The sequence below is a fragment of the Chryseobacterium sp. CBSDS_008 genome (assembly GCF_049959325.1).
In the GTDB taxonomy this organism is placed as follows: Bacteria; Bacteroidota; Bacteroidia; order Flavobacteriales; family Weeksellaceae; genus Chryseobacterium.
In genome coordinates this window covers 1,657,230-1,680,497 of record NZ_CP188202.1, presented here as the reverse complement: position 1 = coordinate 1,680,497, position 23,268 = coordinate 1,657,230, and the positions used below count along the sequence as shown (strand labels likewise).

Here is a 23,268-nt window from a genome sequence, read left to right as displayed (position 1 = left end):
ACACATTTTCTCTCCAACCCAACTACCTGTGATCAAATCTTTTTGACAACCTGTCGCCCATAAACTGTATGATAAATACCAGAAGCACAAGTAAAATTAAAACCGTATTCATAATGACAATATCATACCCGATATATCCGTACTGGTAACCTACCTGTCCAAGTCCTCCGGCACCTACAGCACCACCCATCGCTGAATATCCTACAAGGGTGATCAGGGTAATGGCTGCATTGTTGATTAAAGAAGGAAGTGCTTCAGGAAGCAAAACCTTTCTGATAATCTGTAATGGAGAAGCTCCCAGAGCTCTTGCCGTTTCTATAAGACCATGAGGAACCTCAATAAGGCTGTTTTCCACAAGTCTTGCAATAAACGGAGCCGCACCCACACTTAACGGAACCAAAGCAGCATTTACTCCGATAGAAGTTCCTGCCAGAATCCTGGTGAAAGGAATCATCCATACGATCAGGATAATAAAGGGAATTGCACGGAAAATATTAACAAGAATAGACAATCCTCTATGATAGGAAGTATTTTCCAGCAGCTGGCCTTTTCTGGTTAAAAACAGCATGATTCCTACCGGAAGGCCCAGTACAAATCCAAAAAATCCGGATAAAAATGTCATATAAACCGTTTCCCAGGTTCCTTTTGCCAAAAGGGCAATTACCGCATCACTAAGCATATCCTTTTACTGTATTTTGAATTTTATTTTGATTGAAATAATAGATCACCTGTTGGTTTTCTTCCGCTTCACCCTGAAGCTGCAGCAGAAGTTTACCGAAATTGGAGTTTCCGAAATACTCTACATCTGCCTTTAAAAGTTTATAAGGGATTTTATATTGGTTATAAAGTGCTGAAAGAATCTGTTCAACATTGATGTTTTCGTTAAGCTCTATTTCGACCAGCGGAAATAAACCGTCTTTGGGTTCTTTCTGCAGTCTGCTAATGAATTCCTGTGGTAGGGTCATGATATCTGAATTGATGAACTGGCGGATGATCGGGTTTTCTTTGTCCGAAATAATCTCGCTTACAGTTCCTTTTGTTAATAATTTTCCTTTGTCGATCACAGCAACATGGTTGCAGACCGCTTTGATGACTTCCATTTCGTGGGTGATTAAAAGGATGGTAATCCCCAGTCTCTGATTGATATCTCTTAAAAGCTGCAGGATAGACTGCGTTGTAGCCGGATCCAGTGCGCTCGTTGCTTCATCGCAAAGCAAGAGGTGAGGATCATTAGCCAGAGCCCTTGCAATGGCTACCCTTTGTTTTTGTCCTCCTGAAAGGCTCTTTGGATAATCGTTGGCCTTATCTTCAAGTCCCACGATTTTCAATAATTCGTTGACTTTTCTGCTGATTTCGTCTTTGCTGGTATCATCCAGTTCCAGAGGAAGGGCTACATTATCAAAAACAGTTCTTGAAGAAAGAAGATTGAAATGCTGGAAGATCATTCCTATTTTTTTACGCTCCTGAGCCAGTTGTTGGGAATTAAGTCTGGTAAAATCTTTTCCGTTAATAATAATATGTCCTTCATCCGGTCTTTCCAATAGATTTACTGTACGGATCAGGGTACTTTTTCCAGCCCCCGAAAATCCTATAATTCCTACGATATCTCCTTTATCTATGGTAAGGCTCACCTTATCCAGTGCTTTGAAAGACTGCTTTTTCTGATGAAATGTTTTTGAAATGTTTCTGATTTCTATCATTCTGATTTTATATACTTTTTAAATAGGCTGATAGCGTCTGCCTGTTCTGTTAAAAAATCTTCTTACTCTTCTGATTTTGACCTTGGACCGTTTTGAAAGTCTGAAATACTTGGTGACATTGGTTAGAAGTACTCCCAGCAATATGATGAATAAACCATACAGCTGACCTCCATTGATGCTTTGGTGGGCAACCATCCAGCCTGCGATCACCGTTACAATAGGGTTGATGTAGGTGTGGGTGCTTACCAGAGCAGCGGGTTTTACGGACAGAAGCCAAATGTACGACAAATAAGCGACTATCGATCCAAAGAAGATCAAAAATAGAACCCCAAACCATGCCGATAACGGAACCGAAGAAACTGAAAAACCAGTCCATTCTTTTCTGAAAAAGGCAATTAGAAAAGCTGCTAATCCTGCTACTATAAGCTGCTGGGCAATATTCATGAAAGTAGATTGTGAAGCCGGATTTTTCTTTGAATATAAAGAACCCAATACCCATGCAATAGAACTGAGTCCCAACACTACAAATGCAGTAATACGCAGATTTTCATTAGCAATTGCATGAGCAGCATTCGAATGTACACTTCCTTTTAGAAACATAATCAATCCTGCAAAACCAATAACCAATCCTATCGGAATAAATTTATCCGAAAAATAATATTTCCAGTTCTTTTTGTCAATTGCAATGAACCAGAATGGTCCTGTTGCAATAGAAATTGCTGCCTCAGAAGCCGTTACATATTGTTCGCCCCAGGCTACAAGCCCGGTTCCGCCGGTAAGAATAAGAATGCCGGTAATTGCATTTTTCTTCCAGTTGATCAGCGAATTTGCTTTTTCTCCTTTAGACAGAAGATACCCGATCATCAGAATTCCGGCAACCAGAAATCTCAACCCCGAAAGAATGAATGGCGGAAAACCTTTTAAGCCAAATGAAATAGCTAAAAACGTAATTCCCCATATCACATAGATGTTTGTAAACGCCAATGGAATCAACCATTTGTTTTTAGAATTGCTCATTTTTATTTTTTAATGTTGTTGTGTCCAATGAAAAAGGCTCTACCGTGTGGTAAAGCCTTTAATAAATATGTCTAAATAAAAGTAAGGTCAACCACAGTATTCTTGATGCACAGGCATACAGATATCCTTCATCATATTTTTGATGGTATGTTTCTTCATTGAACTATTTCTTAATTCTGCCTTCATTTGCTTTATTTCCTGAATACGTTTGCAAATATATAATATAATTTTAATTAGTCTACTAAAAAAGTAGACTTTTTGAATATTAAATTATCGTTAATGATTCAATGTATTGTAAATCATTTTGTTATGTGTTTTGTTTTTTTATTGGTTTAAAACCTATTATCTGTTTTTATACTTTTTAATTTAAATAATAAAGAAATTGTATCGTGATTGAGGTTGTGAAAAAGGTAAAATAAGTTTAGTTTTTTGAGAATTGTGTAAAGTTGGGTTGGAGAGTCTTGCCTGAAACGGAGCTTTTACATTTATTAAACTAGTTAAATGCACAGGATTTCTGCTCACTGTAATTTAGCATCAAAATTAAAAGACATGAACAATAGAATATTAGGTCTGCATCATATTACTGCTATTGCAGACAACGCCAAAAGAAATTTAGGTTTTTACACCAAAGTTTTAGGAGTAAGACTCGTAAAGAAAACCGTGAATTTTGATGATCCGGGAACGTATCACTTCTATTTTGGAAATGAAACCGGAACTCCGGGAACCATTCTTACTTTCTTTCCATGGGAAGGAATAGGAAAAGGAAGCAATGGAAGCGGAATGGCCACTCACATCGGATATTCAGTACCGAAAGGAAGCCTTGAATTCTGGAGAAACCATTTACAAAACTTAAATGTAGCTACAGAAGAAGGGGAAATATTTGGAGAAAAAATGATTTCGTTTAAAGATCCGGACGGTCTTCAGTTACAGTTGATAGAACCATCCGGTGAAGACAACAGAAAAGTATGGACAACAGATGATATCAAGGATGAAAGTGCATTAAGAGGTTTTCACAATGTCACTTTAACCTTAAAAAAAGCAGATCCTACCATCAAAGTTCTGACAGATATTTTAGGATATGATTTCAAAAAGCAGGATGGAGAAAGATACAGACTGGCAACAGATGCCATTGATACCGCTAATATTGTTGATATTATTGAAAACGATGCAATTCCTGCCGGAAGAAATGCAGCGGGAACCAATCACCATATTGCATTCAGAGTAAAAGATGATAATGTTTTGATGGAATATCGTGAGAAAGCTTTATCTGCTGGATTAAGTATCACTCCAAAGATCAACAGAGATTATTTTTACTCACTCTATTTCCGTGAACCGGGCGGTGTTTTATTTGAAATAGCAACCGATAATCCGGGATTCACTGTGGATGAACCTCTGAATGAGTTGGGAACAAACCTGAAACTTCCCGTTCAATACGAAGGAATGCGTGAGAAAATAGAAGGAGTTTTACCGAACTTATCATAGATCATCGGCCATATTTTATAAAGATGCTAATTTTGAATAAAGATTTAAATGTAAAGAATTAAAAGTATGTAAACTTGTTTTAGATAATTATACCAGAGCGCTTCATCGAAACAACTTGTTGATTCAAATCTTAGCCAGCTTACAATATGCTTGATTATCATGAAAACTTTACGTTTAAAAAAATACTATTAAAAAAAATAAAAATGGAAAGAACAGAAATAGTTTTAGCAGGAAGAAAAGGAGAAATTCAACTTTTCTCAAACAATCATAAAGCAGGTAAAATGGACATCTCAGTAATAGGAAAAAAACTGACTGTTTACCATACCGAAGTAAATCCTGAATACGAAGGAAAAGGCTTTGCCAAAATTTTACTGGAAAGGCTGGTTTCCTACGCAAGAGAAAATGATTTAAAAATTCTCCCGCTGTGTCCGTATGTTCACGCTCAGTTCAAACGTCATCCGGAAGAATACAATGATGTGTGGTTGAAGGAAGAGCTATAGTGAGTTTGAGAGTCCGAGGGTGAGAGGGTTTGAGAGTCTTGGGCTAAAAAATAGAAATGAAAGACAAAAGATAAATAAAGCTGTTTCCAGACTTATCAACTCGAATCCCGAATCTCGAAATCTCGCCTCCCATCATAATAACCAATTAAAAATTTCAACACAATGAAACTTATCACAGGACTGCATCACGTAACGGCAATTACCGGCAATGCACAGGAAAATATAGACTTTTATACCGGCGTTTTGGGACTTCGTTTAGTCAAAAAAACGGTCAATTTTGATTACTCGGATGTTTATCATTTTTATTTCGGTGACGAATATGGTACACCGGGAACCATTATGACTACTTTTCCTTATGGTAAAGATCTGATCAATGGCAGACATGGAAAAGGAATGCTCAATACCACTGCTTTTTCAGTTTCTTTAGATGCTTTGGATTATTGGATGAACCGCCTTGAGCAGTTTAATATTCCTTTCAAACAGCCGCAACAAAGATTTTCTGATGAGGTTTTCATTTATCTTGAAGATTTTGATGGGTTGGGACTGGAATTGGTTTTTAACGATAAAGACGAAAGAAAAGGATATTACAACGGCTTTATTCCTAAAGATTATGCCATAAAAGGAATCCATCACGTAGAAATCTGGCAGGATGCTTACGAAAGAACAGCAGCTCTTCTGACCACTCAGATGGATCATCAAGTAATTAAAGAAAGTCCGGACAGACTGAGATTAGGAACAGAAAATGTGCCGGGGAAATATGTAGATCTGCTTTCTATTCCTAACGCCTTGAAAGGATTAGCCGGAAGAGGAACTGTTCATCATGTAGCGTTTGCCACTCCGGATGCGGAATCCCAGCTCGAAATGGTAAAAAGATTAAATGCATACGGACTGGAGCATACAGAAGTGAAAGACAGAAAATATTTTACTTCCGTATATTTTAAAGAGCCTGGAGGTGTTTTGTTTGAAATTGCAACTTCCGGTCCCGGGTTCGATGCAGACGAAGAAGCTGCATTTTTAGGAGAAAATCTAATGTTGCCGCTGCAGTTTGAAAAAAGAAGAGAACGTTTGAATGAAGTTCTTCCCAAAATTGATTATCCAACAGAAAAATTCAGATAAAAATAATGAGTCATATTGTCAATATAAAAACAGCAGGTATACCGTTAAATCATGCAGAAAAAGCTTTGATCATGGTTCACGGACGGGGTGGAAGTGCTCAGGATATCCTGAGTTTATCCCAGCATCTGAATGTAAAGGACTATGCCCTGCTAGCGCCACAAGCTCTGAACCATACCTGGTATCCCTATTCGTTTATGGCACCGGTGGATCAGAACGAGCCCTGGCTGTCATCAGCCCTTGAAATGGTTGAAGAAACAGTGCAAGCTGCTGTAAAAGCCGGAATTAACCCTGAAAATATATACTTTTTCGGATTTTCCCAGGGAGCGTGTCTTACCTTAGAGTTTTTAGCCCGAAATGCTCAGAATTTTGGTGGAGCGGCGGCTATTATTGGCGGTGTGATAGGAGATAAGATCAACCGTGAAAATTACAAAGGTGACTTTGCGGGAACACCAATCTTCTTGGGAACCAGTAATCCGGATTTTCATGTACCTGTAGAAAGAGTATATGCTACAGCCAATATTTTAAGGGAAATGAATGCAGATGTAACAGAAAAAGTATATGCCAATTTCGGACACTCTATTAACGAGGAAGAAATTGAAATAGCTAATACACTGATATTTAAACAGGGTAATATAACCGTAAAAGCCACAAAAGGTTTATAAGTTAATATCAAACTTTTGAGAAAAATGCTTAGTTATAAAAGGTAATAAACATTCAATAGAGCGGGCTTCAGCCCGCTTAAAAAATTAAATATTCCACTGGCTTCAGCCAAACTATACTATCCGTAATCTTATAGAATAAAGAGCTAAAAACCTTTTATTTCAAAAAATTAAATCAACAGTCAATAAACGTTGAACAAAATGAAACCATTACATTTTTTAGTCATTGGAAAAAATCAGGAAATTCTCAATACGTTAAAAAGAATTATAGAGAATAACGAAGGTTGGGCTGCAGAAATACAAAGTGATGAAAATTTCTGCTATGAATACATAAAAAATAATACTGTAGATATTGTTCTTTTAAGCTCCGGCTTAGAAGATGATTTTGAGAAAGATATAAAAATATTTTGTGCCGGTTTAGACAAAGATGTTAAAGTAATCGACCATTATGGAGGAGGAAGCGGACTTTTAAAGAACGAAGTTTACAGTCTTTTTGCTAATTTGCAGGGGTAAACCTGACATCATGTTCGAAAATATCCTCAAAAACATTACACGATTTATCTCAATCACTTCGGAAGAAGAAAAAACTTTTACCGGTCTGCTGGCCTGCCAGTCGTTTCCTAAGAAAACAGTTTTACTGAGAGAAGGAGAAATCTGCCAGTTTGAAGGCTATATTCACAAAGGATGTATAAGAATGTATTGTCTGGATGATGACGGCACAGAAGTCACTCTTCTGTTTGCTATTGAAGATTGGTGGATCAGTGATATCGCATCATTTCAGGAGCAGAAACCCTCGAAAGTATATATTGAAACGCTGGAAGATTCGGAAATCTACATGCTGAATCCTGCGACAAAAGAAAAACTACTGCATGAGGTCCCAAAATTCGAGAGGGTTTTCAGAATGTTAGTTCAACGGAATCTAGCTACTCTGCAAGGCAGATTGGTAGACACAATTTCCAAAACTGCCACAGACAGATACCTTGAATTTATCAAAGTATATCCTTCAATTCCCCAAAGAGTAGCACAGTATTATATTGCCTCCTATCTTGGCGTTTCAAAAGAATTTGTAAGTACCATCAGAAAACGTCTTGCTTCAAAGGAGAAATAGCCCTTTATACGACCTGGCAGAACATTCACATGACCTAAGAAAAATAATTTATAAACCTTCATTCTATAACAGGGTATAAGTATTGACCTGAGAAAATGGAGCGGAAGTTTCCAAGTCTTGAATTTTTGGTTCATTTTGCTTCAAGGCAAAAGAACAAGAAAATATTTACTCATTATAATTAAATCATAACCACATTCCCGGATACAAAAGTATCCGGCATTTTTTTTCTGCAAAGTCATTTATTAAACTAGTTAAATGTGCAGGGTTTCCGGTCTTTCTAAATTTGTCCTATCAAACAAGAACAAATAACAATCTGATATGGACAGAAAAGATTTTTTAAAGAAAGGATTATTGGGAACAGGAATGTTTGTAGCATCAGCTTCTCTGGCGAGTGCTATGAAAAATGACATCGATGAGATCGAACCACTAGAACCGATCGGATACAATCATCTTCCCAATACAGAATCAAAAATAAAAGAAAACTCCGTCATTCACAGGGCAGACTCAAGAGGAAAAGCAGATCATGGATGGCTGTTGAGCCAGCATACTTTCAGTTTTGCCAATTATTACAATCCAGAAAGAATGCATTTCGGAGTATTAAGAGTTCTGAATGACGATAAAGTGGAAGCCGGAAGGGGCTTTGGAACACATCCTCACGACAATATGGAGATCATCAGTATTCCTTTGGAAGGAGACCTTGAACATAAGGACAGCATGGGAAACACAGCGGTGATCAGAAGCGGCGATATTCAGGTGATGAGCGCAGGAACCGGAATCATGCACAGTGAGTTTAATAAAAACAGTGACAGGCTGGTGAAATTCCTTCAGATCTGGATTTATCCGAAAAAAAGAAACGTGACACCAAGATATGACCAGATTACTTTAGACAAAACAAAAAGTCACAATCAGTTTCTACAGATTCTTTCTCCCAATGCTGATGACGAAGGGGTATGGATCCATCAGGATGCATGGTTTCATCTGGGAACTTTTGATAAAAATAAAGAAACCCATTATCAAATCAGAAAAAAAGGAAACGGAATCTATGCTTTCATCCTTAAAGGAAGCGCAGAAATGGGTGGCGAAATTTTAAAAGAACGGGATGGATTCGGAGTTTGGGATATTCGGGAAATTAATATCAAAGCACTTACAGAAAGTACAGAAATCCTTTTGATGGAAGTACCTATGACCCTTTAAGAATAATTTAAAAACCTAAAAAGTATAAAATCATGAAAATCCTAAGCAAATTATATATCACTGTCGGGCTGCTGTTCACAACATTGAGTTTCTCACAAACTACAACAGCCATCGGAACTTCCAAAAACTGGGGAACCGTAGACGGAATCTCCATGGTAGGATTGGTACAGGGACCTTCCACTGCTGATACCCAGCTTCAGGTAGCCTGTGTTTTCGAATATACAGAAGGCGACATCTTCAATGCTCAGGCATTACCGGCAAAACTGAATGGGTTGGTTCACCTTGATGAGGCTTTAAAGGGAGAACTGACCAATATCAGAAAAACAGGACAGTTCCAGGGACATTCTTTAGAAACCATTTTAATTACGCCTCCTGCAGGATCAATGTCTGCAAAGAAATTATTATTGATCGGTTTAGGGAATCGTAACAAATTCACTCCTGATTTAATGAATTCCGTAGGAGAAGTGGCAGCCCGTGAAGCGATGAGATTAGGCGTTACCAATTTTGCCTTTGCCAGCGACCTGAAAGATGCCGGAATAGATTCACCAACCGCTTTAATCGCCGGAAACGTAGTAAGAGGAATTGTTCATGCGAACCGTTCTGAAAATTACCTGAAAGAACATAAATTATCCACCACCAAAAAATTGGAAAAAGTATATCTTCTGGCTGGTCCTGCCTTCTTTGAAACCGCAGGCGGAGGAATTGCCGATGCCATTTCAGAAGTACAAAAAAAATAATGACCTAGTTTCATTACATTGTTGATCCGGCTTCCTTTTTTAAGGGGGCTTTTTGTATGAAATATTTGATTACGATCAAATATTTAACAAGTAATTTATTTTTAAAACACAGGTTATTGTATTTTATTATTTATTTGAAGAAGCAAAGAAACGCAGCTAGGTCGATAACGAAGTTAAAGGATAATCCACAAGCTTAGAAAAAATCAATGAAATTGATTCCATCTTTAGATTAGAATTTTAAAACAACATATTAAACTTTGCGTTTAAATAAATTGATTGAATAGATTGTAATACTTTCCATCTTCAGATTACAAAATGTAATTTCCTTTCTTTCAACTTTAAGCCCTCAACCTTTATCTGAATTTGCAATGTCAAAAAAAATCCCGATTTTTGCACTCCTTCAATAAACCCGAGTTCATGAAATTATGTATTGCCGAGAAACCCAGTGTTGCCAGAGATATCGCCAAAGTATTGGGCGCTACCACGCCTAAACAAGGCTATATGGAAGGGAACGGCTATTGCGTGACATGGACGTTCGGGCACCTTTGTACCCTGAAAGAACCGCACGACTACGGTCCGCAGTTCAAATCCTGGAACCTTTTTTCACTGCCGATTATTCCTGCCAGTTTTGGAATCAAGCTGATCCCCAATAAAGGCGTTGAAAATCAGTTTAAAGTCATTGAAAGATTAGTTGAGGAATGTGATGAGGTCATCAACTGTGGGGATGCCGGGCAGGAGGGAGAGCTCATTCAGCGCTGGGTATTGCAGAAGGCAAAATGCAACAAACCTGTTCAGCGTTTATGGATTTCTTCATTGACGGAAGATGCCATTAAAGAAGGTTTTGCGAGCTTAAAGCCTGCAGAAGATTATAAAAATCTGTACCTGGCCGGAAATGCCAGAGCCATAGGGGATTGGTTGTTGGGGATCAATGCGACCAGACTTTTTACGAAGAAATTCGGAGGAAATAAAGCCGTTCTTTCCATTGGAAGGGTGCAAACCCCCACATTGGCGATGCTGGTACAGCGTCAGAAAGAAATTGATGCTTTCACCACGGAAGAATATTGGGAATTGAAAACCAGGTATCGTGACGTGATTTTCAATGCAGCAATTGACCGTTTAAAAACATTGGAGCGTGCTGAAAAAGGCTTGGAATACCTTAAAGTAAACCCCTTTGAGATTGTTTCTTTCGAAATTAAAGAAGGAAAAGAAAAAAATCCACGGCTTTTCGATTTGACCGGACTTCAGGTAGAAGCCAATAAAAAATATGGATATTCGGCAGAAAATACGCTGAATTATGTTCAAAGTCTTTATGAAAAAAAGCACGTAACTTATCCTCGTGTTGATACCACCTATCTATCCGAAAGTTTATATCCGAAAATAACAGGAATTCTTCAGAAAATGTACCCGTATCAGGATCTGATTGCTCCATTACTGGAAGCTCCGATTCCAAAATCAAAGGCTGTTTTCGATGATGCAAAAGTAACTGATCACCATGCGATCATTCCTACGGAAATTCCACCTTCTCAGAATCTGAGCAGGGAAGAAAAGCTGATTTATGACCTGATTGCCAAACGTTTCATTGCCGTATTCTATCCGGAATGTAAAATTTCCAATACTTTGGTAGAAGGAAAAGTAGGAACCATACCTTTCAAAACCAGCGGAAGACAGGTTCTTGAAGCAGGATGGAGAGCCGTTTATGCGAAGGAGCCCAAAGAAGAAACCACCGATAAGGAAAAAGAAAAAGAGGAAGAACAAACCATTCCTGAATTTATTGTAGGAGAAACCGGACCACACGATCCGATGATTCACCAGGGAAAAACAACACCTCCGAAGCCCTACACCGAAGCAACATTGTTAAGAGCGATGGAAACTGCCGGAAAGCAGGTAGAAGATGAAGAACTGAGGGAAATGCTGAAGAACAACGGGATTGGAAGACCATCCACCCGTGCGAATATCATCGAAACGCTTTTCAAAAGAAAATACATCGAGAAGAAAAGAAAAAATCTGATCGCTACCCAAACCGGGATCCAGCTGATAGATACCATCGAAGACGAGCTTTTAAAAAGCCCGGAGCTGACCGGTGAATGGGAATCCAAACTTCGTAAAATCGAAAAAGGAGAGTACGAAGCCAATCTTTTCAAGGAAGAACTGATCCAGATGGTCACAGAACTTACGGAAAAAGTAGTGTATGGAAAAGGAAAAGTGATTACCCTCCAGGAAGAAGTAAAAGAAGAAGCGAAGGAAAAGAAAAAAAGAGAACCTGCACAGAAAAAAGAGCTTCAGTCCTGGGAAGAAACAAAATGCCCGAAATGTAAAGAACACAACCTGATCAAAGGAAAAACAGCGGTAGGATGTTCCGATTTCAAGAACTGCGGCTTCAAAATTACCTTTGAAATATTTGGTAAAAAATTATCGGATAAACAGCTTTTAGACCTGGTTTTAAAAGGGAAAACATCTAAGTTGAAAGGTTTTACCACACATCCGGAAGAGCTTACAGAAGGGATTCTCTCCTTAACCGATGATTTTCAGGTATCGCTTTCTTAATTGACTTGGATAAAATTTTTTTTAAATATCAAACATTGCACATCCAGATATTGATCCTGCTAAACAAACGTACACCAGCAATCTTATAGGTTTCTAAAACCTATAAGGTTTGGCTCAGCCTATAAAAATTTTCCTCTTTTCATTCATTACTATTTAAATCAATCTTTAAATTTACACGCAAATTCAAAAAGTAATGACTCCAGAGAAAAGAAAACTCATCGAAGACAGCTTCAACCGTTCGGAAACCCTGAAATTCTATAATGCAGAACTGCTGGAAGCAGAAACCGGTTTTATATCTATGAAGATTCCCAAAATGGAAATGATGACCAGAAAGGCAGGAATGTTCAACGGAGCAATGATTGCTTCCTTAGTGGATGTTTCTTCAGGATATGCTGCCGTGAGCCACTATCCGGAAGACTGTTATGTGGTAACAGTTGAATTGAAGGTGAATTACCTGCGTCCTGCGATGGGAGATGCTTTGGTTTCAAAATCCTATGTTATCAAAGGCGGAGGAAAGATCATTGTGGTAAGAACAGAAATCTATGTTCAGACCGAAGGCTCTGATTCCGAAAGTCATGTGGCGACTTCATTGGTAACCATGATGAAAATAAAATAGGAATTTCAGGGACATAAAAGACGAAATATTCCTTCAATAAAGGGTTTCAGAGATTTCTTTTTCCCGGAATGGAATGGCTTTTGCTCCACAAACCCCATAAACATTAAAAAATATTACAATGAACTTAATTATCCGATTATTTATCACGGCAATTGTCGCTTATCTTTTAACCAAAATCTTACCGGGTGTACATTTTGAAGGATTTTCCTCCGCCATTATTTTTGCTATCGTGCTAGGGGTTCTTAACATATTTGTAAAGCCTATCTTAAGTCTTTTTGGTCTTCCTTTAACTATTCTTACCTTAGGGTTTTTTGCCCTGGTAATCAATGCCGGAATTATCCTGATTGCAGACTATTTCATAGACAGCATGGTAGTAGATGGATTCTGGTGGGCATTTATCTTTAGTATATTATTATCAATCGTAACTTCCCTTGCGAACTCAATGTTCTCAGATGGAGAGTAAAATATAAATAACGATCTTATACAATAGGCTGCCCAAACGGGCAGCCTATTCTTTTTTTTAACAGTTCTTTTTAATCCATTTTATACAGTCTTCATAAGTCAGTATCTGGTTGTCTGTTCTCATGTAAGGGGCATTAATCGGTTCATTTTCTGCAATCTTGGCCATGATCTGTTCAAGAGTTCTGCCTGCAAAGTTGACTCTCGTTTCCTTTATAGATCCATATTTGAAATGACCTTCATGGACATGCCAAAGATTGGGCGCGCCTGCGTCTACACGCGTTGCTTTAAAATCGCCTGTGTCTGGTGTACTCATAATGTAAAATTTTAATTAGGTTGTTATTGATTATATCGGACGTCTGATATTGTAAATTTCAGTATTTGAGATAAGCAGAGTAACAGAGAAAATCCCCATATTTAAAAAGTAGGTGTTTTCCCCGAAGAAGCTTATCTATGAAAAAAGAATTTTAATGTTAATTCTTTCGTCCGTTTTTATTTTAAATATTAACTTTGGCAATCTTTGAATGTAATAAAAGGATGCTATGAAATCAGCAGATTCCGTACATCCGTTAAAAAATGAATATCAACATATGAAACTTAAGTACAGTCTGCTGGCTTTGGCAGCTCCGCTTTTAATGAATGCACAACAAGTAATGACGCCTGAAATTCTTTGGACTTTGAAAAAAGTTGGGGTACAGGCAGTTTCACCGGATCAGGGTTCCCTTATCTATAAAGTAGGGCAGGTTGATCTTAAAACAGAAAAAACAAAAAACGAGAACTATTTTCTGAATGTCCTTAACCATCAGTCTTCCAAAATTGATTTCGGGAAAAAAGCCCTTATTCAGTGGGATAAAAACGGAATCTATGCTCAGGAAGGGGACAAGATTTATCTTTCTAAAGATGCCGGAAAAATCTGGACAGAATTTTATACCATCGGTGAAGCTGATAATGTTGTAATTTCTCCGGACGGGAAGAAAATTGCTTTCAGTAAGCAGGTGCTGGTAGAAAAAGTAATGGGGAAAGATAAATTCAGTGATACTCCCAAAACCACCGCTCAGGTATACACAGACCTGAACCACAGACACTGGGATTATTTCAATGAAGGAAAATATAACCATGTATTTGTGGTGAATACTTCTGACAAAGCAGAATCTGCAAAAGACCTGCTGGAAGGAAAAACATGGGATTCTCCTCAGAGACCTTTCGGGGGTGCTGAAGATTTTATCTGGAGCCCGGATTCTGCACAGCTTTTATATGTTACAAAACCTAAAAGTGGCAGAGAGTACGCTACAAGTACCAATACGGATATCTTTGCGTATGATTTGGCATCAGGAACAACCAAAAACCTTACAGAATCAAACAAAGGATATGATATAAACCCAAAATTCAGCCCGGACGGAAAATCTCTGATCTGGCAGAGTATGGCCAGAGACGGATATGAAGCCGATAAAAATGATGTGAAAATCCTGGACTGGAAATCAGGGAAGACTACTAATCTCACTGCAGGTTGGGATGAAAGTGTTTCGGGAGATGTGCTTTGGGGAGCAGATTCAAAAACAATCTACTTTACAGCAGCATTCAGAGGAACAAAGCAACTTTTCGCCTTGGATTCAAAATCAGCAAAAGTACAGCAGATTACTAAAGGAGATTTTGATGTCAACGAAATCTTTACAGACAATAAAGCTTCTCTTTTAGTAGGAAGAACAGACATAAACCATGCAACAGAACTATTCTCTGTAAACGTTAAAAACGGAGAAATGAAGCAGGTGACTGATGCCAATAAAGACACATATGCGAAGCTGGCTCAGGGGAAATCTGAACTTAAAATGGTGAAAACTTCAGACGGTAAGGAAATGGGAGTGTGGTTCCACTATCCACCCAACTTTGACCCTAACAAAAAATATCCTACTTTGGTATACTGCCAGGGTGGCCCACAGTCTGCATTAACACAGTACTTCAGTGTCAGATGGAACTTCGCCCTGATGACAGCCAACGATTATATCGTGGTAGCACCCAACAGAAGAGGGATGCCGGGCTGGGGAACAAAATGGAATGAAGATATCTCAAGAGACTGGGGCGGACAGCCGATGCGAGATTATCTGGCAGCAACAGACTTTGCGAAAACGTTGCCTTATGTAGACGGTGACAGAGTAGCAGCTGTAGGAGCGAGTTATGGAGGATACAGCGTATTTATGCTGGCAGGAATCCATGAAAACAGATTCAAAACATTCATTGCTCATGACGGGTTATTTGATATGAAATCCTGGTACCTGACTACCGAAGAACTTTGGTTTGCCAACTGGGATCTTGGTTCTCCATGGGAAAAGCCGCTTCCAAAAGCATATACGGAATTCAACCCAAGCAATTTTGTAGATAAATGGAATAAGCCAATCATGATTGTTCAGGGAGGAATTGACTTCCGTGTTCCTTACGAGCAGGGGCAGGAGGCTTTCCAGGCTGCTAAATTAAGAGGATTAAAATCTAAACTGGTTTACTTTCCGAACGAAAACCACTGGGTACTTCATCCGCAAAACGGATTGGTATGGCAGAGAGAATTCTTCGACTGGCTGAAGGAAACATTGTAAGACAAATAATATAAAATATCAATAGGAACGGGCTTTATTTAGCCCGTTTTTTTATCATGGATAATCCAACGGCTTTAGCCAACATAGTTAGGGTTAAGAAAATTAAAATTCAGGCTATTGGAAGCTGGAAGGGGGAGGCTGGAATTTACTGTAGCCTTAACATTTTAGAGGTTACCCTATTCATGATATCATTGTTTGAAAGATGAAAATATGGAAAACCTGTTTTCATAACCTCCATAACTTCCTTCTTCAAGCTCCCGGCTTCCAGCCTGATTAAAATAAATAAAATCAATATATTTGAATATGCAAAACCGTATTTCTTCATTTTCACCGATTATTGATGCGCAATCTGAAATTTTAATTTTAGGGTCAATTCCCGGCGTGAAATCATTGGAGAAACAACAGTATTATGCCCATCCACAAAACAAATTCTGGAAAATCATTTTTGAATTGCTGAATGAAGAATTCACTGATGATTATACTCAAAGAATAGAAACCATAAAGAAACATCACATTGCTCTTTGGGACGTCATCGATTCCTGCGAGAGAAAAGGCAGTCTGGATTCCGAAATCAGAAATGAAGAAGCCAATCAGATCGCCGAACTGCTGGAAGAACACCCGAATATCAAAGCCCTGTTTTGTAATGGAGGAAAGTCGTATAAAAACTTACAGAAACTCCTTGGGAAAAATCATAAACTACCCATTTTTCTTTTGCCTTCTACAAGTCCGCTTCATACCGTTTCTTTTGAAAAGAAATTGGAAGAATGGAAGAAGATTCTGGAGTTTTTGGTTTGAGTTTTGTGATTCGTAATTCAGATTAGTGAGTTTGAGAGTTTGAGAGCTGGAGAGTTTGAGAGTGGGAGTTGTAAGGGAATAGATTCCTGCGGAATGGGCAGTTGTGACATTTTATTTATCTATGCACTTTGCCATTCTGCAGGAATCTAAATAAGAATCATAGGGGCTTAGAATCATTTACCTTCTAAATATTCCCTCAGGCCCTTCAATAATTCCAGCTGGTTTTTTGTTCTGTCCAGATTGTGTTCAGGATATTGGGTAGAATAATAAACACTTCCATTCAGATAATCGGTTAAAAAACGAATCTCCTGGATATAAATAGCGACTTGTGCGGCATAATCAAGGTTCCCGGATTCCTCCGGAGTCAGTTTTTCTTTTAGATAAACCAGGAAACCTTCTTTTACAGCCTTATACATTTCAGGGTTGAAATTGTTTTGGGCCCTTCCGTCATCTTCACTTGTTGTATTGGTATAAGACTGGATCATCGTTCCAAAATCATACAAAATTGTAGAAATCATTATGGTATCCAGATCAATTACAGCGAGTGGATTGTGATTTTGATCAAAGAGGATATTGCTGATTTTTACATCTGCATGGATAATTCTTTTGGGAATCTGATTGCTTTTCTCCATTTTGATCCATTGCTCAGGCAAGGACAGAAGCTGGTTGGTGATTTCTATTTCAGCTTTTGCATTTTCTCTTACATGAGGAGCTGCATTTTTTAATGCGTCTTTATAATCTGCGATCCTTTTCTCAAAATCGAGGAAATTGGGAAGGGAATCTTCAATAGCCGGCAGCTTTTCAGTATTTACAGTGGCAAGGAAATAGCTGAAGGTCCTAGCGGCTTCAAAAGCTGTCTGCAGCGATGGAACAGTAAGAAAAGTAACACTGTTTTCTATGAAGCTTAGCATGCGCCATGGCTGATTGTCTTTATCTTTTACCAAAAGCTTATTGGCGAGAGACGGGATGGGCTCTATAATTTGAAACTGATAATTATTTGACCTGAGAAGTTCATTAATCATTAAATGATTGTTGATGATAACCTCCGGTTGTTTGAAAACATGATAATTGATCTTTTGCAGGATAAATTTTTTGCCCTGATCTTTATCTTCCAGAAGATAAGTTGTATTGATCAATCCGTCTGTAATAGGAGTGAGCTCATAATTTTCTGTATTGATAAATTCAGTAACAATATCGTTTAGCGCCATAAATTTTCCGGGTATCTGTTGTTTTTAATCTCTGAAATCAGAAAATCCTTAATCTCTTTCTTGTCATCGGCATAGGTAACTCCCATCCATTGGGCAGGAGACGCTTTTACCTTTACTCTTACTCTTTCCTCGTCCACCATTCTCTGCACAGCGGAAGGAATATAAAACTCCTGATTCGGCAGAGGATTTGATTCAATAAAATCATAGAAATAAGCTTCCAGATAGCAGAAGATGTGGGGATGGAAAATAAAAAAGTTCATCGATACCAGGCTGTCAGGATCTAATTTTATATTTTCTCCGTTTTCAATATAAACAATAGAGTTATTTATTTTTTGAATGGATGTTTGTTCTACCACCTTGATCAGATAATTTTCTGAGTCCAGCGTACAGATCCCCCGGGCTACTGCTCCGTTTTCACTCAATGTTGTGCCCACAGGATAGGCAATCATCCCTAGTTGTGTATCTGTAATATGGTGATGGTCAATTTCATGGGCAGCCAGCTGATAAGCTTCTTTTCCATAAAAATCATCCGCATTGATCATGACAAAGGGCTCCTGTATTGAATATTTGGTACAAAGCACAGCATGAGCGGTTCCCCATGGTTTTTCACGATCGGGATGATCAAATCCTTCCAGCGGAACAGGAATGCTGTTGATTTCCTGATATACCCAGTGCAGTTCAAAATTTTTAGCTTTTGAAATGGTATTGAGTCTCTCAATATAACTTTCAGGAATCAGTTTGTTGACAATAATAACCACTTTCTGAAAACCGGCTTCCAGGGAATCAAAGATAGAATACTCAAGAATCGGCGAGCCGTTATCGAGTATGCCATCTACCTGCTTGAGACCTTTGTACCTGCTTCCTAATCCGCCTGCTAATATGAGTAATGTCTTCTTAGAGCTCATCGGTCATTCCAAATACGGGTTTACGGGTTTTCCATTTTCCATTGGTAAAATCAGGGATATCAACTACCTGGCCGCCTTTGGCAATAGATTCTTCACTCAGTGGCGTAATAGAGTACCATAACGCAAGATCATACACATCCATCGGGAATTCTATATTTCGTTTAATACATTCAATAAAAGTATTCATCACAAAGAAATCCATTCCGCCATGTCCGGCTCCTGCAGCAGTGGTTTCAAACTTCTTCCACATCGGATGATCGTGTTCCTGCATCCATTTTTCAGTATTGTCCCAACGGTGGGTATGGTTCATTGTTTTTTCAAAATAAATATGACCCTGGTTGAAATCTCCCCATCCGAAATCCTGCCACAATCCTTCAGTTCCCTGAACCCTGAAGCCCAGATCATAAGGTCTCTGTAAACTGGTATCATGAGTAAGAAGAATGGTTTCCCCATTGGCACAGGCAATCTGTGTTGTTACCACATCTCCCTGGTTGAATTTTACTTTGGCACTTGGGTGGTTTTCCCCCCCTTTAGGATGTTCAACGATATATTTGTGAAGTCCTACAGATTTTGATGAGAATGAAGACAGTCTTGTTAAGCGGTTTCCTCTGTTGATGTCCATCATCATAGCAACCGGACCTAATCCGTGTGTAGGATAAAGCTCCCCGTTACGTTTTACATAATGCTCGGTTCTCCATTTTGCTTCACTGAATCCTTTTTCTCCGAATTCAGCCCCGGAATTGTAAGGAGTAACCCCGTCATTGAAAAGGACACCTCTCAGATCATGCTGATAACCGCCTCTTCCGTGTACCAGTTCTCCGAACATCCCTTTACGGACCATATTCAGAATGGCCATAATGTCTCTTCGGTAACATACATTCTCCATCATAAAGATAGGAACTTTTGTTTCCTCATATACCTTTACAAATTCCCAGCAGTCCTGGAGTTTTATCGCTCCGGCAACTTCCATGCCCACAATTTTTTTAGCGCGCATCGCTTCCACACCCTGTGTAAGGTGCCATTCCCATGGAGTGGCAATCACAACAGCATCTATTGTTTTTAATTTTAAAAGATTCCGATAGTCATGCTCTCCATTGGAAAACTCCTGAGCAGCCGGTTTATTGTTGTCTTTTAAGATTTTTTGAGAAGCGGAAAGCATTCTTTTCTCCGGATCTGCAAATGCTACAATCTCTACATCGTTCCGTTTTGCCAGTAATTTTACATGTTCCTGTCCACGAAGACCGACACCGATAAAACCGACGCGGACCTTTTTATCTGTTTTAAAATCATTTGTATAGGCAAATAAAGAATTGGGTAAAACCAGTGCCCCAAAGCTTGCTAACGCTGCCGTCTTAATAAAGTTTCTGCGGGAATTGCTATTGTCCATCTATTTTTTTTCTTAAATATATTAAAACTTTTGTAAATCCCGATAAAGTGATGGATAATCGGGGAGCGAGGTGAGAGAACTGGTTTGTAAGAATTTGAGGGTTATAAATTTTAAAGTTGAATGGTTTTGGATTTATTGAAATATAGGCTGATAATTTTCACTCTTTTGCCTTATTTTTTTCATTAATTTTTTTTGCCTATCTGTTTGTTATCTGTATGAAAATTATTGATTGATCCATGCTTTTCTTAAAGCTATTTGTTTTGAATCGGGATTGGGCAGAGAAGTTACTTTTCCGGTCGCTTCATCATAGTTGAAACCTGTTTTTTCCAGATATACTTTCAAGGGAATAGGTTGGGTGCCTTCTATAAAGTCGCTGAAAAATGTACGTATTTCAGGATAGGTCATTTGGGTATTTCATCAAACAGATCATCATCATTGAAATATTTGCCTTCTCCGTATTTTTTCATAAGCTGAAGCATGAGATCCTGAGTTCCCATTTTCCCGTTAGAAAGTTCTCTTAATCTGATGCCCAGGCATAACCCGAGTAATGCTCCCTTCATATAAAAATTCATATACTGATCCTGTCTTTCCATTGCATTTTTGCTTATTTCTGTAAAAGACAGTTTATTGTCAAACTCTTTCATACCCTTTATTTTTTCTTCCAGGCTTTTTTCAAAATCTTCCAGACTGATCATTTTTTGTTTGATAGGCATATGAATGGTAGCATACTCTGTCATACCTTCATACAGCCATAGATGTTTAGACATGACAGGGTTCAGGAAATCATAATGCTGAATTTCTCCTGAATGAATATTGAGAGGGGTAACAATATGAAAAAATTCATGAGAAGCCACTCTGTTTAAGGCATGCGGCAGAAATTTCATATTTCCGGAACGGTACAGGCACCATCCAGCTGTTTTTATCCAGACGTTCAGTGAAGACTTTTTTACCGTTTTTATCAGTCGCAGTGAAATCAGAAACATATTGTCCGAAGTTCATAGCCTGATAAAATCCGGGTACCAGTTTGGGAATAATAAATTTGCCCTGTTTAAGATTATTCTTTGGGGGCGAAAAAGATACCCGGACTTCATCATCAGACATATGAAGAAGATCTACAGCATATTCGTAATTTTTCTTTGAAGTTTGGGCAATCATTACGTTAGGTAGTGTAATGATTACGATAAATAGCTTTATAAGAGTATTCATGGCTGCAAATTTTAATTATTACGAATATTTAAATCACTTCTAAGTTTTATCGGCTTTATTTTTCCATATAGTACACCTCTTCATAAGGCTGGATCAGTACCCATCCATGCCCTGAGAACTTCATCTGGAATTCCTCACCGCTTCCTCTGCCGATAAGGCTTTTGAAAGAAATATTGGTTTTCAGCTCCGGCTTTAGGTTTCCGGACCATGCAACTGTAGCATTGGGATCTGTGAAAACAGGGGTGTCAGGAGTAACCAAAAGGGTAAGCGGATCTCCGTGAGTGGTAATCGCAATATGTCCCGTTCCCGAAAGCTTTACCTGAAAAAGCCCTCCGGACATCATTCCGGCAATACTTTTCAGCATGGTGATATCACTTTTTACGCTTTGTTCATGTGCAAGAACATCATTTCCATTTACACAAACCGCCTCATTATTAAGATATAAAATACGGACTTTCTTCCCGGAATCGGCGACATATAACTTTCCGGTTCCTTCCGCTTTCATCAGCTTACTTCCTTCGCCGCTGATTGCTTTCTTCAAAAGATTTCCAATTCCGCCGGACAGCATTCCCTGTCTCTCAAAATTGATATTCCCCACATAGCTTACCATGCTTCCTCTTTTTGTCCATACAGCCTGGTTATTAAGGTTGATTTCCAGCAGATGTTTCGTTTCCAGTTCAAAATAATCTCTTTGTTGCGGATTTTCTTTTGTTTCGTTGATAAATGCTTCTATCGAATATTTACTCATAATTATATTTTTTTAATGTGTTGGTCTTATTTTAGTTTGTATATTCCATGTGGATTTTAATTTATTCAAAAATAATATTTTTACCCTTAAAAATCCCCGTAAAATCACGGTTTTATATTTCATTGTAAATAATACTTGACAAAGGGGTATTCAATGTCGTATATTTGCACTCCGAAAATTACACCTTGTAATTTCAATAATTTTTAAACCGTAATTTAAAAAATGAAAACATCAGATTTTAATTTTGATCTTCCTGCGGAATTATTAGCAGAACACCCATCAGAGCACAGAGATGAAGCGAGATTAATGGTACTTGACAGAAAAACTCAAACTATCGAGCACAAATTATTCAAGGATGTAGTGGATTACTTTGATGAAAATGATTTATTCATCTTCAACAATACGAAAGTTTTCCCTGCCCGTCTTTACGGAAATAAAGAAAAAACAGGTGCTAAAATTGAAGTTTTCTTATTAAGAGAGCTTGATAAAGAAACAAGAGTTTGGGACGTTTTGGTAGATCCTGCAAGAAAAATCAGAATTGGTAACAAATTATTCTTCACGGAAGATGAGTCTTTGGTAGCGGAAGTTATTGATAACACGACTTCAAGAGGAAGAACATTAAGATTCTTATTCGACGGGTCTTATGAAGAATTCAGATCGAAATTAAAAGAATTGGGAGAAACGCCGCTTCCAAAATATATCAAAAGAGCTGTTGAGCCGGAAGATGCAGAACGATATCAGACAATTTATGCAAAAATAGAAGGAGCAGTGGCTGCCCCTACAGCAGGTCTTCACTTCTCAAAGCATCTGATGAAGAGATTGGAGATCAAAGGGATCAATTTTGCTGAAGTAACCCTTCACGTAGGATTGGGAACGTTTAACCCGATTGAGGTAGAAGATCTATCTAAGCACAAAATGGAATCTGAAGAGATCATCATCGATGAGAAAAATGCTGACATTATTAATAAAGCAGTAGAATCTCACAGAAGAGTTTGTGCAGTAGGTACTACTACCATGAGAGCATTGGAAACTTCTGTTTCTTCAAACAAAAAAATCTCTGCTTTCAACGGATGGACAAACAAATTTATTTATCCGCCTCACGATTTCGGAGTTGCTAACTCAATGATCACCAACTTCCATACACCGAAGTCTACTCTAATTATGATGATCGCCGCATTTGCCGGAAGAGATTTCATAATGCATGCTTATGAAGAAGCCGTAAAGGAAAAGTATAAATTCTACTCTTACGGAGATGCAATGTTAATTCTATAAAAAAGATAATAGGTAAAAGGTGGCAGATAG

At 38.3% G+C, this 23,268-nt stretch carries 25 protein-coding genes; 14 read left to right on the top strand and 11 right to left on the bottom strand.

Annotated elements, in window-relative coordinates:
- Positions 1-22 precede the first annotated feature (22 nt).
- From metI to ACP3T3_RS07470, 3 genes are read right to left on the bottom strand one after another with little or no spacing between them, the layout of a single operon-like run.
- The gene (gene metI, locus ACP3T3_RS07480) at positions 23-679 is read right to left on the bottom strand and encodes a methionine ABC transporter permease MetI (protein WP_426479283.1); all 657 of its coding nucleotides are present in this window, start codon (positions 677-679) and stop codon (positions 23-25) included.
- Positions 672-1,700 (bottom strand): methionine ABC transporter ATP-binding protein, encoded by a 1,029-nt coding sequence (locus ACP3T3_RS07475; protein WP_426479282.1) that lies wholly within the window; start codon positions 1,698-1,700, stop codon positions 672-674. The genes metI and ACP3T3_RS07475 overlap by 8 nt, the downstream gene beginning before the upstream one ends.
- A gap of 18 nt (positions 1,701-1,718) precedes the next feature.
- Positions 1,719-2,717: an EamA family transporter gene (locus ACP3T3_RS07470; RefSeq protein ID WP_426479281.1), complete on the bottom strand. Its 999-nt coding sequence runs from the start codon at positions 2,715-2,717 to the stop codon at positions 1,719-1,721.
- A gap of 549 nt (positions 2,718-3,266) precedes the next feature.
- Between ACP3T3_RS07470 and ACP3T3_RS07465 the strand changes: the two genes are divergently transcribed.
- The 11 genes from ACP3T3_RS07465 to ACP3T3_RS07415 all read left to right on the top strand — a co-directional run bounded on the left by ACP3T3_RS07465 (position 3,267) and on the right by ACP3T3_RS07415 (position 13,136).
- Positions 3,267-4,199, top strand: a complete 933-nt coding sequence (locus ACP3T3_RS07465; protein WP_426479280.1) for a ring-cleaving dioxygenase — start codon at positions 3,267-3,269, stop codon at positions 4,197-4,199.
- Between the two features lie 203 nt (positions 4,200-4,402).
- Positions 4,403-4,699 (top strand): GNAT family N-acetyltransferase, encoded by a 297-nt coding sequence (locus ACP3T3_RS07460; protein ID WP_426479279.1) that lies wholly within the window; start codon positions 4,403-4,405, stop codon positions 4,697-4,699.
- A 162-nt stretch (positions 4,700-4,861) separates the two neighbouring features.
- Positions 4,862-5,815 carry a VOC family protein gene (locus tag ACP3T3_RS07455; RefSeq protein ID WP_426479278.1) on the top strand — a complete coding sequence of 318 codons (954 nt, stop codon included), beginning with the start codon at positions 4,862-4,864 and terminating at the stop codon, positions 5,813-5,815.
- Between the two features lie 5 nt (positions 5,816-5,820).
- Complete coding sequence (locus ACP3T3_RS07450) at positions 5,821-6,477, top strand: alpha/beta hydrolase (protein ID WP_426479277.1); 657 nt, start codon at positions 5,821-5,823, stop codon at positions 6,475-6,477.
- A gap of 198 nt (positions 6,478-6,675) precedes the next feature.
- A complete protein-coding gene (locus ACP3T3_RS07445) occupies positions 6,676-6,987 on the top strand; it encodes a hypothetical protein (protein ID WP_426479276.1) in 312 nt (103 codons plus the stop codon).
- A gap of 10 nt (positions 6,988-6,997) precedes the next feature.
- A complete protein-coding gene (locus ACP3T3_RS07440; RefSeq protein ID WP_426479275.1) occupies positions 6,998-7,582 on the top strand; it encodes a Crp/Fnr family transcriptional regulator in 585 nt (194 codons plus the stop codon).
- Positions 7,583-7,900: 318 nt separating this feature from the next.
- Positions 7,901-8,776, top strand: a complete 876-nt coding sequence (locus ACP3T3_RS07435; protein ID WP_426479274.1) for a pirin family protein — start codon at positions 7,901-7,903, stop codon at positions 8,774-8,776.
- Positions 8,777-8,808: 32 nt separating this feature from the next.
- Positions 8,809-9,513, top strand: a complete 705-nt coding sequence (locus tag ACP3T3_RS07430) for a M17 family peptidase N-terminal domain-containing protein (protein WP_426479273.1) — start codon at positions 8,809-8,811, stop codon at positions 9,511-9,513.
- Between the two features lie 417 nt (positions 9,514-9,930).
- Entirely contained in the window at positions 9,931-12,057 is a 2,127-nt protein-coding gene (locus ACP3T3_RS07425) for a DNA topoisomerase 3 (protein ID WP_426479272.1), read from the top strand.
- Between the two features lie 193 nt (positions 12,058-12,250).
- Positions 12,251-12,673 (top strand): PaaI family thioesterase, encoded by a 423-nt coding sequence (locus ACP3T3_RS07420; RefSeq protein WP_426479271.1) that lies wholly within the window; start codon positions 12,251-12,253, stop codon positions 12,671-12,673.
- 118 nt (positions 12,674-12,791) lie between these two features.
- Positions 12,792-13,136, top strand: a complete 345-nt coding sequence (locus tag ACP3T3_RS07415; protein WP_253317585.1) for a phage holin family protein — start codon at positions 12,792-12,794, stop codon at positions 13,134-13,136.
- A gap of 57 nt (positions 13,137-13,193) precedes the next feature.
- Here ACP3T3_RS07415 and ACP3T3_RS07410 read toward each other — a convergent pair whose 3' ends face one another.
- Entirely contained in the window at positions 13,194-13,448 is a 255-nt protein-coding gene (locus tag ACP3T3_RS07410) for a hypothetical protein (RefSeq protein WP_426479270.1), read from the bottom strand.
- A 274-nt stretch (positions 13,449-13,722) separates the two neighbouring features.
- Between ACP3T3_RS07410 and ACP3T3_RS07405 the strand changes: the two genes are divergently transcribed.
- Positions 13,723-15,717 carry a S9 family peptidase gene (locus ACP3T3_RS07405; RefSeq protein WP_426479950.1) on the top strand — a complete coding sequence of 665 codons (1,995 nt, stop codon included), beginning with the start codon at positions 13,723-13,725 and terminating at the stop codon, positions 15,715-15,717.
- A gap of 303 nt (positions 15,718-16,020) precedes the next feature.
- On the top strand, positions 16,021-16,512 hold the full coding sequence (locus tag ACP3T3_RS07400) for a DNA-deoxyinosine glycosylase (RefSeq protein ID WP_426479269.1): 492 nt from the start codon (positions 16,021-16,023) through the stop codon (positions 16,510-16,512).
- A gap of 173 nt (positions 16,513-16,685) precedes the next feature.
- On the opposite strand, the gene ACP3T3_RS07395 is transcribed toward ACP3T3_RS07400, so the two are convergent.
- The 7 genes from ACP3T3_RS07395 to ACP3T3_RS07365 all read right to left on the bottom strand — a co-directional run bounded on the left by ACP3T3_RS07395 (position 16,686) and on the right by ACP3T3_RS07365 (position 21,966).
- Positions 16,686-17,720 carry a phosphotransferase enzyme family protein gene (locus ACP3T3_RS07395; RefSeq protein WP_426479268.1) on the bottom strand — a complete coding sequence of 345 codons (1,035 nt, stop codon included), beginning with the start codon at positions 17,718-17,720 and terminating at the stop codon, positions 16,686-16,688.
- Positions 17,711-18,625: a sugar phosphate nucleotidyltransferase gene (locus ACP3T3_RS07390; RefSeq protein ID WP_426479267.1), complete on the bottom strand. Its 915-nt coding sequence runs from the start codon at positions 18,623-18,625 to the stop codon at positions 17,711-17,713. The genes ACP3T3_RS07395 and ACP3T3_RS07390 overlap by 10 nt, the downstream gene beginning before the upstream one ends.
- Positions 18,615-20,012, bottom strand: a complete 1,398-nt coding sequence (locus ACP3T3_RS07385) for a Gfo/Idh/MocA family protein (RefSeq protein WP_426479266.1) — start codon at positions 20,010-20,012, stop codon at positions 18,615-18,617. Before ACP3T3_RS07385 ends, ACP3T3_RS07390 begins: the two co-directional genes overlap by 11 nt.
- 222 nt (positions 20,013-20,234) lie before the next feature.
- The gene (locus tag ACP3T3_RS07380; protein WP_426479265.1) at positions 20,235-20,417 is read right to left on the bottom strand and encodes a hypothetical protein; all 183 of its coding nucleotides are present in this window, start codon (positions 20,415-20,417) and stop codon (positions 20,235-20,237) included.
- A complete protein-coding gene (locus ACP3T3_RS07375) occupies positions 20,414-20,896 on the bottom strand; it encodes a hypothetical protein (protein ID WP_426479264.1) in 483 nt (160 codons plus the stop codon). Before ACP3T3_RS07375 ends, ACP3T3_RS07380 begins: the two co-directional genes overlap by 4 nt.
- Positions 20,853-21,218 carry a hypothetical protein gene (locus ACP3T3_RS07370; RefSeq protein ID WP_426479263.1) on the bottom strand — a complete coding sequence of 122 codons (366 nt, stop codon included), beginning with the start codon at positions 21,216-21,218 and terminating at the stop codon, positions 20,853-20,855. Before ACP3T3_RS07370 ends, ACP3T3_RS07375 begins: the two co-directional genes overlap by 44 nt.
- 55 nt (positions 21,219-21,273) lie before the next feature.
- Positions 21,274-21,966, bottom strand: a complete 693-nt coding sequence (locus tag ACP3T3_RS07365; RefSeq protein ID WP_426479262.1) for an AIM24 family protein — start codon at positions 21,964-21,966, stop codon at positions 21,274-21,276.
- Between the two features lie 222 nt (positions 21,967-22,188).
- Here ACP3T3_RS07365 and queA point away from each other — a divergent pair, with 222 nt between their 5' ends.
- Positions 22,189-23,238 carry a tRNA preQ1(34) S-adenosylmethionine ribosyltransferase-isomerase QueA gene (gene queA, locus ACP3T3_RS07360; protein WP_426479261.1) on the top strand — a complete coding sequence of 350 codons (1,050 nt, stop codon included), beginning with the start codon at positions 22,189-22,191 and terminating at the stop codon, positions 23,236-23,238.
- The last annotated feature ends 30 nt before the right edge of the window (positions 23,239-23,268 follow it).

Bases quoted from the DNA above. Each gene is read 5' to 3' on its own strand.
- metI (WP_426479283.1), bottom strand. From the start codon at position 679: ATGCTTAGTGATGCGGTAATTGCCCTTTTGGCAAAAGGAACCTGGGAA.
- ACP3T3_RS07475 (WP_426479282.1), bottom strand. From the start codon at position 1,700: ATGATAGAAATCAGAAACATTTCAAAAACATTTCATCAGAAAAAGCAG.
- ACP3T3_RS07470 (WP_426479281.1), bottom strand. From the start codon at position 2,717: ATGAGCAATTCTAAAAACAAATGGTTGATTCCATTGGCGTTTACAAAC.
- ACP3T3_RS07465 (WP_426479280.1), top strand. From the start codon at position 3,267: ATGAACAATAGAATATTAGGTCTGCATCATATTACTGCTATTGCAGAC.
- ACP3T3_RS07460 (WP_426479279.1), top strand. From the start codon at position 4,403: ATGGAAAGAACAGAAATAGTTTTAGCAGGAAGAAAAGGAGAAATTCAA.
- ACP3T3_RS07455 (WP_426479278.1), top strand. From the start codon at position 4,862: ATGAAACTTATCACAGGACTGCATCACGTAACGGCAATTACCGGCAAT.
- ACP3T3_RS07450 (WP_426479277.1), top strand. From the start codon at position 5,821: ATGAGTCATATTGTCAATATAAAAACAGCAGGTATACCGTTAAATCAT.
- ACP3T3_RS07445 (WP_426479276.1), top strand. From the start codon at position 6,676: ATGAAACCATTACATTTTTTAGTCATTGGAAAAAATCAGGAAATTCTC.
- ACP3T3_RS07440 (WP_426479275.1), top strand. From the start codon at position 6,998: ATGTTCGAAAATATCCTCAAAAACATTACACGATTTATCTCAATCACT.
- ACP3T3_RS07435 (WP_426479274.1), top strand. From the start codon at position 7,901: ATGGACAGAAAAGATTTTTTAAAGAAAGGATTATTGGGAACAGGAATG.
- ACP3T3_RS07430 (WP_426479273.1), top strand. From the start codon at position 8,809: ATGAAAATCCTAAGCAAATTATATATCACTGTCGGGCTGCTGTTCACA.
- ACP3T3_RS07425 (WP_426479272.1), top strand. From the start codon at position 9,931: ATGAAATTATGTATTGCCGAGAAACCCAGTGTTGCCAGAGATATCGCC.
- ACP3T3_RS07420 (WP_426479271.1), top strand. From the start codon at position 12,251: ATGACTCCAGAGAAAAGAAAACTCATCGAAGACAGCTTCAACCGTTCG.
- ACP3T3_RS07415 (WP_253317585.1), top strand. From the start codon at position 12,792: ATGAACTTAATTATCCGATTATTTATCACGGCAATTGTCGCTTATCTT.
- ACP3T3_RS07410 (WP_426479270.1), bottom strand. From the start codon at position 13,448: ATGAGTACACCAGACACAGGCGATTTTAAAGCAACGCGTGTAGACGCA.
- ACP3T3_RS07405 (WP_426479950.1), top strand. From the start codon at position 13,723: ATGAAACTTAAGTACAGTCTGCTGGCTTTGGCAGCTCCGCTTTTAATG.
- ACP3T3_RS07400 (WP_426479269.1), top strand. From the start codon at position 16,021: ATGCAAAACCGTATTTCTTCATTTTCACCGATTATTGATGCGCAATCT.
- ACP3T3_RS07395 (WP_426479268.1), bottom strand. From the start codon at position 17,720: ATGGCGCTAAACGATATTGTTACTGAATTTATCAATACAGAAAATTAT.
- ACP3T3_RS07390 (WP_426479267.1), bottom strand. From the start codon at position 18,625: ATGAGCTCTAAGAAGACATTACTCATATTAGCAGGCGGATTAGGAAGC.
- ACP3T3_RS07385 (WP_426479266.1), bottom strand. From the start codon at position 20,012: ATGGACAATAGCAATTCCCGCAGAAACTTTATTAAGACGGCAGCGTTA.
- ACP3T3_RS07380 (WP_426479265.1), bottom strand. From the start codon at position 20,417: ATGACCTATCCTGAAATACGTACATTTTTCAGCGACTTTATAGAAGGC.
- ACP3T3_RS07375 (WP_426479264.1), bottom strand. From the start codon at position 20,896: ATGAAATTTCTGCCGCATGCCTTAAACAGAGTGGCTTCTCATGAATTT.
- ACP3T3_RS07370 (WP_426479263.1), bottom strand. From the start codon at position 21,218: ATGAATACTCTTATAAAGCTATTTATCGTAATCATTACACTACCTAAC.
- ACP3T3_RS07365 (WP_426479262.1), bottom strand. From the start codon at position 21,966: ATGAGTAAATATTCGATAGAAGCATTTATCAACGAAACAAAAGAAAAT.
- queA (WP_426479261.1), top strand. From the start codon at position 22,189: ATGAAAACATCAGATTTTAATTTTGATCTTCCTGCGGAATTATTAGCA.